Raw genomic sequence first — 14,915 nt, forward strand, 5'->3', positions numbered from 1 at the left:
GTGCGCAAGCGCGACCGCACAAGCGGCAATGCCGCCCGCGTGCTGGAGCCGGTGGTCGCGGCTCCTCGCAGACGTAGCAGTTCAGCCGCCGACGTACGCCGCCAGGTGCTTACCGGTCAGCGTGGCGCGCGCTTTGACCAAGTCGGCCGGCGTGCCCTCGAACACGACCCGCCCGCCCTCGTGCCCCGCACCCGGCCCTAGATCGATGATCCAGTCCGCATGCGCCATCACCGCCTGGTGATGCTCGACGACGATGACCGACTTGCCGGCTTCGACCAGACGATCCAGCAGACCCAGCAGTTGCTCGACATCGGCCAGATGCAAGCCGGCGGTCGGTTCGTCGAGAACGTAGATGCCGCCCTTGTCCGCCATATGGGTGGCGAGTTTGAGCCGCTGCCGTTCGCCGCCCGACAGCGTGGTCAGCGGCTGGCCCAGACTGAGGTAGCCCAGCCCGACCTCGGCCAAGCGTTCGAGGATCGCGTGCGCGGCCGGCGTATGCGCCTTGCCGCCGCCGAAGAATTCGCGCGCCTGCGCGACCGACATCGCCAGCACTTCGCTGATGTCCTTGCCGCCGAACTTGTACTTCAGCACCTCGGCCTGGAAGCGCTTGCCCTCGCACTCCTCGCATACGCTGCTGACGCCGGCCATCATGCCCAGGTCGGTGTAGATGACGCCGGCGCCGTTGCAACTCGGACAGGCGCCTTCGGAGTTCGCGCTGAACAACGCCGGCTTGACCCCGTTGGCCTTGGCGAAGGCCTTGCGGATCGGTTCGAGCAGATCGGTGTAGGTCGCCGGATTGCTGCGCCGCGAGCCGCGGATCGCGCCCTGATCGACCGACACCACGCCCGCGCCGGCCGGAATCGAGCCGTGCACCAGCGAACTCTTGCCCGAGCCGGCGACGCCGGTGACCACCACCAACACGCCGAGCGGAATATCGACATCGACCTTGCGCAGGTTGTGGGTGGCCGCGCCGCGGATCTTCAGCGCGCCGGACGCGGCGCGCACTTTCTTCTTGAGCTTGGCGCGGTCGTCCAGATGACGGCCGGTGAGCGTGCCGCTGGCGCGCAAGCCCTCGACGCTGCCTTCGAAACACACTGTGCCGCCGCCGCTGCCGGCGCCGGGCCCCAGATCGACCACATGATCGGCGATCGCGATCGCTTCGGGCTTGTGCTCCACCACCAGCACCGTATTGCCCTTGTCGCGCAGCCGCAGCAGCAGCTCGTTCATGCGCTGGATGTCGTGCGGGTGCAGACCGATGGTCGGCTCGTCGAAAACGTAGGTCACATCGGTGAGCGAGGAGCCGAGCTGACGGATCATCTTGGTCCGCTGCGCCTCGCCGCCGGACAGCGTGGCCGAAGGCCGATCGAGCGAGAGATAGCCCAGCCCGATTTCCACGAACGAATCGAGCGTATGCGCCAGCTTGCCCAGCAACGGCGCCACCGACGGTTCCTTCAGGCCGCGCACCCACTGGGCCAGATCGCTGATCTGCATCGCGCAGGCGTCGGCGATGTTGACGCCCTTGATCTTCGACGACCGCGCCGCCGCGCTGAGCCGGGTGCCGTCGCATTCCGGGCAGACCGTGAAGGTCACCGCGCGCTCCACGAAGGCGCGGATATGCGGCTGCATCGCGTCCACGTCCTTGGACAGGAACGACTTGTGCACTTGCGGAATCAGGCCGGCATAGGTGAGGTTGATGCCGTCGACCTTGATCTTGGTCGGCTCTTTGTAGAGCAGATCGTGCAGTTCTTTCTTGTTGAACTTGGCGATAGGCTTGTCCGGATCGAAGAAGCCGCAGCCGTTGTAGATGCGTCCGTACCAGCCTTCCATGCTGAAGCCGGGAATGGTCAGCGCGCCTTCGTTGAGCGATTTGCTGTCGTCGTAGAACGCGCTCAGGTCGAAGTCGGACACCGAGCCGCGGCCTTCGCAGCGCTGGCACATGCCGCCGGTGCGGGTGAAGGTCTCGCGCACGGTCTTGGTCTTGGCGCCGCGTTCGACCGTGATCGCACCGGCTGCCTTGACCGTGGCGACGTTGAAGGCGAATGCGCTGGGCGAGCCGATATGCGGCTTGCCGAGCCGGCTGAACACGATCCGCAGCATCGCGTTGGCATCGGTGGCGGTGCCGACCGTGGAGCGCGGGTCGCCGCCCAGCCGTTCCTGATCGACGATGATCGCGGTGGTCAGCCCGTCGAGTACGTCGACCTCCGGCCGCGCCATCGTCGGCATGAAACCCTGCACGAAGGCGCTATAGGTCTCGTTGATCAAGCGCTGCGATTCGGCGGCGATGGTGCCGAACACCAGCGAGCTCTTGCCCGAGCCGGATACGCCGGTGAACACGGTGAGCCGCCGCTTGGGCAACTCGACGCTGACGTCCTTGAGGTTGTTGACCCGCGCGCCCTGCACGCGGATCAGGTCGTGGGCGTCGGCGATGTTGTGCCCGGGAGGCGCGCCCTTCTTGTTCGGGCTCTTGCTCGGGCTCTTGCTCGGCTTCTTGCTCGCCATCACACGCGGCTTTTCTGCTGGATGCGGACCATGTTGCCGGCCGGATCGCGGAACGCGCAGTCGCGCACGCCGTAGGGTTGGTCGGTGGGTTCCTGTGCGACTTCGGCGTCGCGGGCCTGCAGGCGCTCGAAACAGGCATCCACATCGGCGACGGCCAACACGACGCTGGCATAGGTGCCCTTGGCCATCATCTCCGAGATGGTGCGGCGCTCATCGTCGGTGACGCCCGGATCGGCGCCCGGCGGGTACAGGACGATGTTGATCTCCGGCTGCGCGGCCGGGCCGACGGTGATCCAGCGCATCCCCTGGTAGCCCACGTCGTTACGCACCTGAAAGCCGAGGGTGTCGCGGTAGAAGGCCAGCGCGGCGTCCGGGTTGTCTTGCGGGAGAAATGTGGCGTGAATAGCGAGGTCCATGGCGGTCACTCCGGTTGCGGGCGCTCAGTCTAGGACGGTATCGCCGGCGGGCGCTTCTCGATTCCTGATCGGTCGCGTCACCCGCTTGGCCACGCACGGCGGCATCCCGGCCGTCGCCTGGCCCGCCTCGCGCTGATAGACGCTGGGCGGCATTCCGACCAGTTCGCTGAAACGGGTGCTGAAGGTGCCCAGCGAGGCGCAGCCGACCTCGAAACAGACCTCGGTCACGCTGAGTTCGCCGCGACGCAGCAAGGCCATCGCGCGCTCGATGCGCCGCGTCATCAGGTACGAGTACGGCGACTCGCCGAACGCCAGGCGGAACTGCCGGCTCAGATGCCCGGCCGACATGTTCGCGCCGCGCGCCAGCGCCTCGACGTCGAGCGGCTGCGCGTATTCGCGATCGATCCGGTCGCGGACACGGCGCAGCCGCGCGAGGTCGCGCAGATGCGTATCCACGGCGGGACGGTTATTCATCCGCGCGATCCTGCCATCGCACCGCGCGGGGCTCAAGTCCGATTCGCATGGGTGCGCGCTCGACTCGGCGATCGGGACGGACGGCCCGCAAGCTTCACGGCCATCGAGCCGATGCCCGACCAGACACCTTGCGACGCGGATACAAAAAAACACAGCTCGAAGCGAGGCGTCGGCGACGCATCGCTCCGAGCCGCATCGGCCTTTCCTATCTCAATCAGGGATTCTTCGGCTCATACAGCGAATTCTTGTCCAGCGTGATGGAGGTGCACACCGGCAGTGCGCTCCCCGGCAATGTCGTGCCCGGATCGAACTGGAAGGAAATCAACGAATTGGAATCGATCGCCTTGATCACTCCGAGCAAGTGCGGCGCCGTGGTCCCGCACTGCACATACGTCCCCTGCGCGTCGGCGGCCTCGCATCTGCCGTAGATGATCGTAGAGCCCTCCGTGGTCGCGAGTTGACAGCCGATTCTCTGGCGATCGTCGGCGCTGTTGCGCGCGCCAGGCAACGATCCCCGGCCTTTGTACGGGCCGAAGCCGGAGTTGTTGACCGAAACTTCGCTGGAAATTTTCTGGCCGGCCACCGCATTCAGAGAAACGCATGCGATGCCGGCGATGACCAATGCTGCGACGTGAACAAGTTTCATGGGCTTTCCTTAGTGGGTTCAATTCCTGGTGTCGCGATGAATTGCGGTGCTTGGCCCGGCCTCGAACATGGGCGGCGCGTACTTCGCGGTAAACCTGCTTTCACGGCATATCGCTGGCTCGCCACTGGCCTGAGCAACATCGGCGTGACACGTTCGCTTGTCGATTCCGGCCCAATTATTTTGCCGAAGCCCCGTCTCAGATCGCGCGAATCGGCCGCGTCTGGCGATCGAATCCGACCTGCAAACACAGGCCGGGCGTGTCGCGAATACGAAGATCGTCCACCGCTTCGCGGCCAGAACCGATGAAGCGGCGTCTGGCTAATTTCACTTATCTCACCCATTCCACCCGCTTCGGCTTGCCGACTCTGCCCGAACGATGCCGTTGAACCGATCAGTTCCATTTGCGCCAACCAGGGCAAGCGCACGCCGGAGTAGCCTTCGCTCACGCCCTCGGGGCGCCGCGCGGATCGCGCACGACATCAACGGAGATGGATATGAATCGCGAACAAGCCGAACAAGTCGCAGCGCATCTGGCTGCGGGAATGCTGGCCAGCGGCCAGTACGCCATGACCGACGACACCGGCAACGATGCCGAGTTCGTCGCTACGCTGTACAACGCCATCGTCGACAAACTGGCGACGGCGCGCGCCAACGACGCGGGCTGAGCGTTCGCACTCTCGCGCGGCCGGCTCCATGTCGATGCCCGCGCCACAGGTCAAGGCATTGTCGCCGTAGCTGTGCATGCCGGCAGGTAATCGTTGGCCACCGGCATGATCACGTAATTCAGATTCACGTCGCTGCGGTCATCGAGCGATTGCCGGTACTCGTACATCCAGTACGGGCGGAAGTCGAGCGCCCGGAAGCGTATTCCGGGGCGCTCGCCGCCTAACGAGGGATCTGTTGCCGGCGCTTCAGTACGACGCCCCGGCCGGACGGGGACGCCGCTCGAACATCGGCACCACCGCGCCCTTGACCTCGCTGCCGTCGGTCTTCCACACCAATGTCTCGGCCGGGAAATCTTCTTTGCGGGTCATCGCATCGACCTTGCCGGCGATCAGCTTGACCGCGGCCGGCACTTCGGGATTCCACGCGAATACGCCGGCGGCGCCGTACCACACCGCGGGCGTCGCGGCGTCGAGCCGGCGGTCCGGGCACATCGTGTAGCTGCGTTGCGCCAGCACGCGCAGCGCGCCGACCGGAACCGCGCGGATGCCCGGCGTGGTGCGTTCCTTGGAATGGCCGGGACACAGGCGCGCGGCCTCGGCGATCGCCGATTCGTAAACTTGCGCGTCGCTTTGCGCATAAGCCGACTGGGCGGCGAACGCGAGGGCGACGGCGGCGGCGGTCTTGAACCAACGCGAAGAGGCGGACATCTGGTGAATACGATCGGATTGCATGCACTGCTCCTTAGTTAGATGCGGCGTCCGACGCAACGGCGGATCGGGTCCCTGGCAGCGGCCGATCGCGATCGAATTCGAGCGCGACGCGGTGCCGGCCGATTGCGTCGCGGCCAGCATAGCCACCGGCTGACGGATTCTTGTGAGCGAATCGTTACGGATAAGGGCACATACGCATTCGAATCCGATCCGGTCGCCGCGGCCAACCAGCCCCTGACGTCGGGAGCTCGGCCGTGGGTACAATAGATGGATGGCCGGCCTCCAACTGCCCGATTGGCCGTTGAATCCAAAAATAGTATCTGCTCACGCTCGTGGCACACAGGCATCGCTCGGCCTTGACGCCCATTTGGCGCACGGTACAAGCTCCCCTTGAGTTCTGTTCATTAGTTCGGACTCGCCCGATCGCGGCGTTCCGAATCGGGTGGTATTCATAGGGCTCGCGCCGGCCTACGGCGCATTCGAGACCTAACCGCGCGGGATGCGTTGCGAAGGCCTTCACGCCCACCTAACACGGACAGTTTATGCAGCAAATCTGCCATACACAGACACCAGCGCGTGCAGCCCTGTACTGGGAGGCAGTGCGCGTTTCTGTGTCCAGTTGGCCGCGCCGCGCCGCCCGTGGCCCATTCGAATACCGCAACCGGCATTAGACGACCGATATGACGACACCAGCAGACCATCCAGAACAAACCCTCAGCAATGGCCTTCCGCCGCCGCCGATTCCTCCGCGGTTGCGGGAGATGCTCAAGGACTATCCCAAACACCTTGAGCGTCTGCAGGATGAGTTGAATGAAGTGGTTGAAAAGCCGTATCTGGTCACTCCGATCTTCGAGCAGATGATGTGGGCTCTTGAAGGCTGCACAAGCGCGTTTATTCGCCAAGCCCAGGACGAGTTGGAGGCAGCCCAGGCCAGTGGCGATGCCGTGGCCATCGCCTCAGCTGAGGCGAAAGAACGATTGATGTTCAAGGCTAGGAGTGCCAACGGCGGACTCGGCAATCTGGAGGATCTCCGGAGCTACCTTCAGAAATACAAGGATGTGATGGAATGAACAACGCAAGTGACAGGCTCGACAAAGAAGAACTAGACCGCACCTTGCGCGAGAAAGTTGTTCCAGCGTCTGGCTTGAGTCAGTTGACATCGCACGAACGCCCCAAAGAATTGCACTTGCAGGCCAACCCGGATCTGGCAAGGGCACGCTTGTGCGAGCGGCCGTGCTGGAAACTCAACGGCGACGTCCTTGTCATTGATCCCGGCCGACACCGCGACAACCTTCCAGGCGTAAAGCGGCTGTGAGGAGACTCGCGCTCCTTTTGGCATCAAATCCCGACTCAGCTCACCTGCGCCTCCAACTGCCCGATTGGCCGTTGAATCCAAAATAGTCATCTGCTCACGCTCGTGGCACACAGGCCATCGCTCGGCCTTGACGCCCACTTGGCGCACGGTACAAGCTCCCCTTGAGTTCTGTTCATTGGTTCGGACTGGCCCGATCGCGGCGTTCCGAATCGGGTGGTATTCATAGGGCTCGCGCCGGCCTCCGGCGCATTCGAGACCGAACCGCGCGGGATGCGTTGCGAACGCTTTCACGCCGGCCTAACACGGACAGTTTATGCAGCAAATCTGCCATACACAGACACCAGCGCGCGCAGCCCTGTACTGGGGGCAGTGAGCGTTTCTGTGTCCAGTTGGCCTCGCCGCGCCGCCCGTGGCCCATTCGAACACCGCAACCGGCATTAGACGACCGATATGACGACACCAGCAGACCATCCAGAACAAACACTCAGCAATGGCCTTCCGCCTCCGCCGATTCCTACGCGCTTGCGGGAGATGCTCAAGGATTATCCCAAACACCTTGAGCGCCTGCAGGATGAGTTGAATGAAGTTGTTGAAAAGCCGTATCTGGTCACTCCGATCTTCGAGCAGATGATGTGGGCTCTTGAAGGCTGCACAAGCGCGTTTATTCGCCAAGCCCAGGACGAGTTGGAGGCAGCCCAGGCCAGTGGCGATCCTGAGACGATTTCCAAGGCTGAGGCGAAGGCTAGCCTAATGCGAATAGCAGGAAGCCCAAATGGAGGATTGAAGGGGCCGCATGAACTTTGGAACTATCTCGAAGAACACAAGGACATCATCGAGTGAACCCCAGCAATGAGACGCGCACCAACACCAGGGAAGAGTTGGATCGTCTACTGCGCGAAATCGTTATTCCTGAGTCAGGCTTGACTGAACTTGAATCGCGCGAACGTCCCACGGCAATAGTCCTCGCTGGCCAGCCAGGCTCTGGCAAGAGCACGCTGGTACGAGCCGCCGTGCTGGAATTCAATGACGACATCCTCGTAATTGATCCTGACCGCCTACGAGACAACCTCCCTAACGCCAAACAGCTCCAACTCGACAATCCGTTCGGCTGGCCTCAGGAAACAAACAAGGACGCGTTCCGCATGGCCAACGGCCTGCGCGACGCCGGCATTCGGCATGGCGCCAACATCGTGATTGACGGCTCGATGAGCGACGCGGATAACAGCATTCGCACGATCCGTGACTTGCAAAAAAAGGGCTGTCAGGTCGAAGTCCGCGCGATAGCTGCACACTGGCTCGAGAGCGAGCTGGGCATCGACCAACGTTTCACCCGAGATATCAGCAAAAGTGGTGTCGCCCGCGATGTCGACATGGAATTCCACAACCGCGTCTACAACGCCCTTCCCGACAATCTCAATAAGGTCGCTCAAGCGACCGGCGTGCCCGTCCGAATCTACGATCGCGAGCTCAACGGACTCTACGACAGCCGTCGAGACCTTGAGCCAGCGAATGCAGTGCTGCGCGAGCTGCGTAGTGGGCGCGTCGAAGATCCGGAAGTACGACAACGCTTGCAGAACGGTTGGACCCAGCAACAGTCCTGGCACGAAGCGATGCCTGATGCGGCCCGCGCGCGGGCCGACCTTCCTCCGACCGCCGTGCAGGCGCTGATCGATGGCCACGCCGAGCGCGGGAAGCTCGAACGCGCCACGGTGCGAGCCGAGACTCTCCACGCCATCGAGGCACCTGCGCAGGCTGTCGAGCCTTTGCTTCCTCGCCTCAACCGCGCCGGCACTGTCGCTGGCTTGGCCGGTGTAGGGCTGGCCGCGGCCGCCGTCGATGCAAGAGAAACAGGCGAGCGAATCAGCACGGCATTCGCCCAAGACAATCCGGCCGCAGCGCGATCCGAGGCGACGCATCTTCTCGGCCGCGGTGGCGGCGGTGCGGCGGCCGGCCTGACGGCTTATGCGATTGGCGCCAGCAGCGCCCCGGCTGTGGCGCTGGTAATGGCGGACGCCTATCTCTTGTCTGAAGCCTTCGAGCGTGGAGCGAAGTTGCTTGACAGACAGCAGATCGTCAAGCAGACCCGTGACGGCGTGGACTGGGAGTTCAACGGCCGCCAGTGGATACGCGAGGATCTTCGCGCCGACCTGATTGACGATGGCCGGGACGTAACGGAGGACCAGAAGTTTTCCGCGCTGCCCGACAAAGCGCGCGAGTTGAGCTACTTCGCCAGCGTGGAAGCCGTGGGCCAAGCCATCGGCAAAGCGGACCCGCGGAACCCGTTTGTCCAGCCGCCCAACGATCAGGACGCTTCGCATTTAGCAACGCGCGATTGGACGCGCAATCCAGAGTCCGGGCAATGGTCGCGGATGTACGCCGACGAGGTGGGTCGAAACGACGCCCCGCGCTGGAGTTCGGAGCCAGAGTACGCGACGCCTGAGCGCGCGGCCGCGTTGGACCGGCAGGCCTTGCAAGTCATCGACCAAAACATCGCACAGGGTCCAGCGGCCATGGCCGCGCACTATCAGATCGGACACAAGCGCAGAGGCTTCGACTTTGTGGGGCCGGAGCCGCCCGTGGTCAAGACGGCATTGAATCCGGATACCCTGGAAGGGTCCAACGGCAAACAGTATGGGCGCGATGTGCAAGGGCGCTGGTCGCACGAAGGTGAGTTCGCCCAAGGCAATCTCGCCCTGGAGCTTGAAACGACCCGCGAGCGCTTGCGGCCGGCCTTGCGGCTACACCAAGAACAGTTGGCCGAGGTGCCGCCTTGGCAGGCTCCGACACCTGAGGCCCTCGACCGCCAAATGCTCCGGCAGGCGTACTCCGATCACGGCTGGAAGCTCAAGCCAGAGCAGTTCGAGGCCGCATACGCGGCGGTCCAGAACACGCGAGTCGAACATGGGATTGGGCCGTCGACCACTTCGCTCAGGCTGGGGCCCGATGAGAGCAGGAATTTCAGTCTTAATAGTCCGATTCAACATATGCGCGAAGACGCTGACGGCGTGGTGCGACTCGCAGCGCAGACAAGCCCAGAAGATATCGCCCTTACACTCGCAGCTCGGCAGAGCCACCCTGCCCCGATCCCGGACACACCCGAACTGCGAATCGCGGCGCTCTCGGCGCAGCAGCGCGACGCGCAAGAGCAGGCTGTGCGCGAGGCACAACGTCAAGGGCTTTCAAACAGCAATGTGCAACAAGTTGCGCACCAGGCAGCGGTGGTAACAGGCAGCACGTCCCCGGCGACACCGACCACACTCGCGGCAGCCGCGGCACTTACCGAACCTGCGGCGAAGATCGACACCCCATTGCTGCGCGAGCCCTTGCCTGCGACACCCCCACCTAAGCCAGAGGCTGAGCCGCCGGCGCTGATCGCGCCTGACGCATCGCCACGGTCACAACAGCCGAACTCGAAGGTCGAATCGGGCACGGTCGACCCGCGAATGGATCACACGGTTGGGCCAACGCTTGCAGCGCAGGCTCTGGGGGGCACGACGGCATCACAGCCACCCGCAAGCACCTCGCAGACAGACACAGCGGCCTCACGAGCGCAAACGCCGCTTGCGAGCTTCGCATCGGCACCCTCGATCGAGTCGCCTGCCCCAGCGCCGCAGCGCCCGGCGGAACAAGCGAACACCATCTCGTCCTCCGCTCCTCAGGACACGGCCACCACCGTCAACGACGACACGCTGCGCCAAGGCGACCAGAGCCCCGCGGTCGAGTTGCTGCAGTACCGACTGCATCGCATCGGGTACCGCGGACCCGACGATCAACCTCTGGCCCAGCACGGCCAGTTTGACGCCGCAACCGATCACGCGGTGCGCCAGTTTCAGCGCGATCGGGGTCGTCCCGAGAACGGTGTCGCCGCCCCCGACATGCAAGTCGAGATCTCGCACGCGCACCATGCACGCATTGCACGAACGAAGTCGGAAGGCCCCGCAGCGGAGCCCGCACGCGCCGACGAGGCTCCAGACGCACCGCACACAACACAGACGGTCGTCGCGCGCGAGCCGGTTCGACGCTCGCCAACAACGCCCGATAGTTCCGAGCGGGAACAGCCATACAATGTGGCGCCACCCCTCATTGCGTCTGCGCCTGCGGGTCCGTGGGGCGACAACCGATCGGCGGCCGAAGTTGACCAGGCAGTAGAGTTATCGCGCGAGCCGAAAGGGATCCCCGACGCGCCGCTGACGCACAACTCAACGCGATCCGAGCGCGAGACCGCGGATGTTCGACCGATTGGCGTCGTTCAAGCGGCTGAGCCCGTAGGCTCGCTGCTCGATGCCGAATCCCCGCCTCTTGCACCAAAGGCAGCACAGCAGCCATCGTCTCTGGGCGCGCGTGCGGCCAATGCCACGGCAGCACCTGATCATGCCCTGCAACCTGGGAACGCGAGTTCAATCGAACCCGAAGCGGAGATCAGACTTTCCGACTTCTCGCGTAACGATCTGGCGATGATGGCGAAGATTCAGGCGAACGTGCCGGATGGGATCTCGAAAGAACACATTGCCGCCGCAATGCTCGCGGGTAAGCGCAACGGGATTCTTCAAGCTGAAAGCATCGGACCGGTGGGTGTTGTCGACGGCAATTTGTGGCTAGACCGCGACGTTCCAGGTCACCACACCGGCGTACCCGTCAACGCACCTGCTCCACCTTTGCAGGACACATTGCGCGAAGCAGAAGCGTTCAACGAGCATCAGGCACAGTTGCAATCGCAAGCGCAGCAGTTGGAGCAGCAACACCAGAACGAAAAGCAGACGCACGCGATGCGACCGCAGCTTTGACGAGGCGCCCTGTCCCAATCCTACGAGCCGTGCGACACATATAGGCGCCCATCGTGATGTGCGCCTATCGGTCACCAGGGTCCCCAAGATCGGCGGCAGCCTCCACCGCCTCCGGCATACCTTCTGCGCGCACCTGGTCATGGCCGGCGTACCGCTGCGACGGGTACAATTGCTGGCCGGCCATGCCGACTACAAGACCACTGAGATCTACGCTCATTTGGCGCCCGAAGGGGCGAAGGGTGCTGTGGATAAGCTCAGGTTCTAGCACACGCATAGCACAACCATTTGGAGTGGCTGACCTAAGCCATTGATTTTAAACAACGGCCCCGTAGCTCAGCTGGATAGAGCATCCCCCTCCTAAGGGGAAGGTCACACGTTCGAATCGTGTCGGGGTCGCCACACCCGGGCAAGGCGCGCCCCGCGCCTTGCCGCCGCGCCCGCCGTGGCCGTCTTCCCGTTTTTGCTACGCCCGCCCCGCCACGCCCCCCGGCGTGCCACCACATTGGAGCTTTCGGTATGACCCACCCCGTTCTCGCCGCCCTGGGACTCAAAGACAACGAGTCCGGCACCTACCTCGGCCACGGCGAATGGTCCAAGACCGCCGACGCCGGCGTGCTGGAACCCGTCAATCCCACCGACGGCGAAGTGCTCGCGCGCGTGCAGGCGTCCTCGCAGAGCGACTACGACACCATCGTCGAGCGCGCCCAGGCCGCGTTCGCGGTGTGGCGCACGACCCCGGCCCCGCGCCGCGGCGAAGCCATTCGCCTGTGCGCCGACGCGCTGCGCAAGCACAAGGACGCGCTGGGTTCGCTGGTCGCGCTGGAGATGGGCAAGTCCAAGCCCGAAGGCGACGGCGAAGTGCAGGAAATGATCGACATCGGCGATTTCGCCGTCGGTCTGTCGCGCCAGCTGTACGGCCTGACCATGCATTCCGAGCGCCCGGGCCACCGCATGTACGAGCAGTGGCATCCGCTCGGCATCGTCGGCGTCATTTCCGCGTTCAACTTCCCGGTGGCGGTGTGGGCGTGGAACTCGTTCATCGCGGCGATCTGCGGCGACATCACCATCTGGAAGCCCTCGCCCAAGACCCCGCTGTCGGCGATCGCCTCGATGAAGGTCTGCAACGAAGCCCTGCGCGCCGGCGGCTTCCCGGACATCTTCTTCCTGTTCAACGATGCCGGCACCGAGCTGGCCTCGAACTTCGTCGACGACAAGCGCATCGGCCTGGTCAGCTTCACCGGTTCGACCAAGGTCGGCCGCATCGTCGGCGAGCGCGTCGCGCGCCGCATGGGCCGCTCGCTGCTGGAACTGGGCGGCAACAACGCGATCATCGTCGACGCTTCGGCCGATCTGAAGCTGGCGATCCCGGCGATCGCGTTCGGCGCAGTCGGTACCGCCGGCCAGCGCTGCACCACCACGCGCCGTTTGTTCGTGCACGAGTCGATCCATGACGACGTGCTGGCCAAGCTGGTCGCCGCATTCAAGCAGGTCGAGAAGAAAATCGGCGACCCGACCGACCCGACCAATCTGATGGGCCCGCTCAACAGCCGCGATGCCGTGCAGGCGTATCTGGACGCGGTCGAGAAGGCCAAGGCCAGCGGCGGCACCGTCGCCACCGGCGGCGCGGCGATCGAGCGCAAGGGCAACTTCGTCCTGCCGACCATCATCACCGGCCTGACCAACGACGCCGAAGTGGTGCAGACCGAAACCTTCGCGCCGATCCTGTACGTGATGAAGTTCAAGACGCTCGATGAAGCCATCGCGCTGCAGAACGACGTGCCGCAGGGCCTGTCCTCGTCGATCTTCACCGCCAACCTCAAGGCCGCCGAAGCGTTCCTGTCGGCCGCGGGCTCGGATTGCGGCATCGCCAACGTCAACATCGGCACCTCCGGCGCCGAAATCGGCGGCGCGTTCGGCGGCGAGAAGGAAACCGGCGGCGGCCGCGAGTCGGGTTCCGACGCCTGGCGCGCCTACATGCGCCGTCAGACCAATACGATCAACTACTCCGATGCGCTGCCGCTGGCGCAGGGCATCAAGTTCGATCTGTAAGCGCGACGCGGCGGACGATGAGCTTCTTCGATCCGCCGCAAGATCCGCTGCCGCCGGGGTTTCCCCTGGCGGCGACGGATTCGTCGGGACAAGCGATCGTCGAAGGCAGCCGGGTGCGGATCGGGGTCATGCCGCAATGGCTGATCCACGATCTGCCCGCCGAAGACGTCGCCCGTCTGCGCGCGGTCGAAGGCCGCGTGCTGCCGGTGCTGGAAATCGACGGTTTCGGCTATCTGTGGTTCGGCGATCACGATCCGTGGTTCTGCCTGATGCCAACCGAAGTAACGCTCGACAGCGAATCCGTCCCAGCCGGTAAAGCCACGGACCATTGATCGAAAGCAGTTTCGGCCGCCCGCGCTGCGCACTGCCCGGTCGACGGATTTCGACACGGCGGCCCCAGCCATCGGTGAGGGAGCATGACCATCGGCATCCGTGAAAGCCTCCCGCCCGTGCCGAAGCGCGAGGACGCGCTGCTTCTGATCGAAGGCGTGTTGGATCGGCTGTACGTCGAAGACGAGTCCGAGCGGCTCGTATCCCGCATCGCGCAGCAGGATCGCGATGAGATCGCGCGCAAACACACCGATACCGATGCCCTACCCGACGACCCGATCGCGCGCGCCGCGGACGACATCGAACGCGCGCTGTATTTCGCCGAAGACATGCAGTACTTCGCTTGCCTGATCGACGGTCAGGTGGTATGCGGGGAATTCGCCGGCGCCGAGAAGCTCAAGCCGGGTCATCGGGTGAAAGCCGCGGTTTCGCGCAGCGGCGGCGTGCTGTACGCACATGCGATTTTGGATCCGCAACAAGGCTGGTTGTGGATGCACCATGCGCGGGGCAGCGCCGCGGATGCGAAAGCGGAGCGGAAACTGGCCTTATGGCTGTTCTGCCTGTGTTCGGTGGGCATGGCCGCGATAATCCAGTGGGCGTCTTGGCCGGCAGTAGCGAGGCAACGGGATCCGCTGGAAGTCCAGGCGTGGTTCCTGATCGGCAACGCGGTCGTTTTCGGCGGCATGGCCTTGTCGGCCCGTTACAGAATGAGCAAGCCACCCGACGCCAACAGCCGGATTCTCGGCTTGCTCGGTTTTACCGATCCGCACCGGGTCGATCTGAACCGCTATCGGATCCGGCAGCTGGAAACAGACAAGCATTTGCGGTTCATCGCCGCGAACAAGAACGCCTTGCGCTCGGGACGGATGAAGCCGGAAGCAATCCCCGAACTCACCCGCGAATCCCCCGACCGCAGCCGCAACGTGCACGACTACCGCCAGGCGATCGCCGACGGCAAGGCTACCGTGAGACGCTGAGTAGCGTCCGGTTCGGGCCGTTCGCGAGGACCGCAAACAGCTGAATACG

The 14,915-nt window shown here is 64.1% G+C and carries 14 protein-coding genes and 1 tRNA gene; 10 read left to right on the forward strand and 5 right to left on the reverse strand.

The genetic code is table 11. The features are described 5' to 3' along the window. Positions 1–81: 81 nt before the first annotated feature. The 4 genes from ACTOWJ_RS00675 to ACTOWJ_RS00690 form a co-directional block, all read right to left on the reverse strand. A complete protein-coding gene (locus ACTOWJ_RS00675) occupies positions 82–2,499 on the reverse strand; it encodes an ATP-binding cassette domain-containing protein (RefSeq protein ID WP_441332657.1) in 2,418 nt (805 codons plus the stop codon). Beyond that, on the reverse strand, positions 2,499–2,915 hold the full coding sequence (locus ACTOWJ_RS00680) for a VOC family protein (RefSeq protein ID WP_441332658.1): 417 nt from the start codon (positions 2,913–2,915) through the stop codon (positions 2,499–2,501). Before ACTOWJ_RS00680 ends, ACTOWJ_RS00675 begins: the two co-directional genes overlap by 1 nt. Before the next feature lie 24 nt (positions 2,916–2,939). Further along, the gene (locus ACTOWJ_RS00685) at positions 2,940–3,389 is read right to left on the reverse strand and encodes a helix-turn-helix transcriptional regulator (protein ID WP_441332659.1); all 450 of its coding nucleotides are present in this window, start codon (positions 3,387–3,389) and stop codon (positions 2,940–2,942) included. A gap of 214 nt (positions 3,390–3,603) precedes the next feature. Beyond that, positions 3,604–4,035, reverse strand: coding sequence for a hypothetical protein (locus tag ACTOWJ_RS00690; RefSeq protein ID WP_441332660.1), 432 nt, complete (start codon positions 4,033–4,035; stop codon positions 3,604–3,606). Positions 4,036–4,529: 494 nt separating this feature from the next. On the opposite strand from ACTOWJ_RS00690, the gene ACTOWJ_RS00695 reads away from it, so the two are divergent. Further along, positions 4,530–4,700: a hypothetical protein gene (locus ACTOWJ_RS00695; protein WP_441332661.1), complete on the forward strand. Its 171-nt coding sequence runs from the start codon at positions 4,530–4,532 to the stop codon at positions 4,698–4,700. A 246-nt stretch (positions 4,701–4,946) separates the two neighbouring features. Here the strand turns inward: ACTOWJ_RS00695 and ACTOWJ_RS00700 are convergent, their stop codons facing one another. After that, positions 4,947–5,408: a hypothetical protein gene (locus ACTOWJ_RS00700; protein WP_441333063.1), complete on the reverse strand. Its 462-nt coding sequence runs from the start codon at positions 5,406–5,408 to the stop codon at positions 4,947–4,949. Positions 5,409–6,091: 683 nt separating this feature from the next. On the opposite strand from ACTOWJ_RS00700, the gene ACTOWJ_RS00705 reads away from it, so the two are divergent. From ACTOWJ_RS00705 to ACTOWJ_RS00745, 9 genes are all read left to right on the forward strand, one after another. After that, positions 6,092–6,481 (forward strand): hypothetical protein, encoded by a 390-nt coding sequence (locus tag ACTOWJ_RS00705; protein ID WP_441332662.1) that lies wholly within the window; start codon positions 6,092–6,094, stop codon positions 6,479–6,481. Beyond that, complete coding sequence (locus ACTOWJ_RS00710; protein ID WP_441332663.1) at positions 6,478–6,726, forward strand: hypothetical protein; 249 nt, start codon at positions 6,478–6,480, stop codon at positions 6,724–6,726. Before ACTOWJ_RS00705 ends, ACTOWJ_RS00710 begins: the two co-directional genes overlap by 4 nt. A gap of 450 nt (positions 6,727–7,176) precedes the next feature. After that, positions 7,177–7,566, forward strand: coding sequence for a hypothetical protein (locus ACTOWJ_RS00715; protein ID WP_441332664.1), 390 nt, complete (start codon positions 7,177–7,179; stop codon positions 7,564–7,566). After that, entirely contained in the window at positions 7,563–11,510 is a 3,948-nt protein-coding gene (locus ACTOWJ_RS00720) for a zeta toxin family protein (protein ID WP_441332665.1), read from the forward strand. Before ACTOWJ_RS00715 ends, ACTOWJ_RS00720 begins: the two co-directional genes overlap by 4 nt. 58 nt (positions 11,511–11,568) lie before the next feature. Further along, on the forward strand, positions 11,569–11,775 hold the full coding sequence (locus ACTOWJ_RS00725) for a tyrosine-type recombinase/integrase (protein ID WP_441332666.1): 207 nt from the start codon (positions 11,569–11,571) through the stop codon (positions 11,773–11,775). Between the two features lie 57 nt (positions 11,776–11,832). Further along, positions 11,833–11,909: transfer RNA gene (locus tag ACTOWJ_RS00730), tRNA-Arg, on the forward strand. 117 nt (positions 11,910–12,026) lie between these two features. Then, a complete protein-coding gene (gene amaB, locus ACTOWJ_RS00735; protein WP_441332667.1) occupies positions 12,027–13,559 on the forward strand; it encodes an L-piperidine-6-carboxylate dehydrogenase in 1,533 nt (510 codons plus the stop codon). A 17-nt stretch (positions 13,560–13,576) separates the two neighbouring features. Then, positions 13,577–13,891 carry a hypothetical protein gene (locus ACTOWJ_RS00740; protein ID WP_441332668.1) on the forward strand — a complete coding sequence of 105 codons (315 nt, stop codon included), beginning with the start codon at positions 13,577–13,579 and terminating at the stop codon, positions 13,889–13,891. 84 nt (positions 13,892–13,975) lie between these two features. Beyond that, complete coding sequence (locus tag ACTOWJ_RS00745) at positions 13,976–14,866, forward strand: hypothetical protein (protein ID WP_441332669.1); 891 nt, start codon at positions 13,976–13,978, stop codon at positions 14,864–14,866. Positions 14,867–14,915 lie beyond the last annotated feature (49 nt).

The organism is Lysobacter sp. CA199 (assembly GCF_052078715.1).
Taxonomy (GTDB): Bacteria; Pseudomonadota; Gammaproteobacteria; order Xanthomonadales; family Xanthomonadaceae; genus Lysobacter.

Bases quoted from the DNA above. Each gene is read 5' to 3' on its own strand.
- ACTOWJ_RS00700 (WP_441333063.1), bottom strand. From the start codon at position 5,408: ATGTCCGCCTCTTCGCGTTGGTTCAAGACCGCCGCCGCCGTCGCCCTC.
- ACTOWJ_RS00695 (WP_441332661.1), top strand. From the start codon at position 4,530: ATGAATCGCGAACAAGCCGAACAAGTCGCAGCGCATCTGGCTGCGGGA.
- ACTOWJ_RS00740 (WP_441332668.1), top strand. From the start codon at position 13,577: ATGAGCTTCTTCGATCCGCCGCAAGATCCGCTGCCGCCGGGGTTTCCC.
- ACTOWJ_RS00685 (WP_441332659.1), bottom strand. From the start codon at position 3,389: ATGAATAACCGTCCCGCCGTGGATACGCATCTGCGCGACCTCGCGCGG.
- amaB (WP_441332667.1), top strand. From the start codon at position 12,027: ATGACCCACCCCGTTCTCGCCGCCCTGGGACTCAAAGACAACGAGTCC.
- ACTOWJ_RS00745 (WP_441332669.1), top strand. From the start codon at position 13,976: ATGACCATCGGCATCCGTGAAAGCCTCCCGCCCGTGCCGAAGCGCGAG.
- ACTOWJ_RS00680 (WP_441332658.1), bottom strand. From the start codon at position 2,915: ATGGACCTCGCTATTCACGCCACATTTCTCCCGCAAGACAACCCGGAC.
- ACTOWJ_RS00705 (WP_441332662.1), top strand. From the start codon at position 6,092: ATGACGACACCAGCAGACCATCCAGAACAAACCCTCAGCAATGGCCTT.
- ACTOWJ_RS00675 (WP_441332657.1), bottom strand. From the start codon at position 2,499: ATGGCGAGCAAGAAGCCGAGCAAGAGCCCGAGCAAGAGCCCGAACAAG.
- ACTOWJ_RS00710 (WP_441332663.1), top strand. From the start codon at position 6,478: ATGAACAACGCAAGTGACAGGCTCGACAAAGAAGAACTAGACCGCACC.
- ACTOWJ_RS00715 (WP_441332664.1), top strand. From the start codon at position 7,177: ATGACGACACCAGCAGACCATCCAGAACAAACACTCAGCAATGGCCTT.
- ACTOWJ_RS00690 (WP_441332660.1), bottom strand. From the start codon at position 4,035: ATGAAACTTGTTCACGTCGCAGCATTGGTCATCGCCGGCATCGCATGC.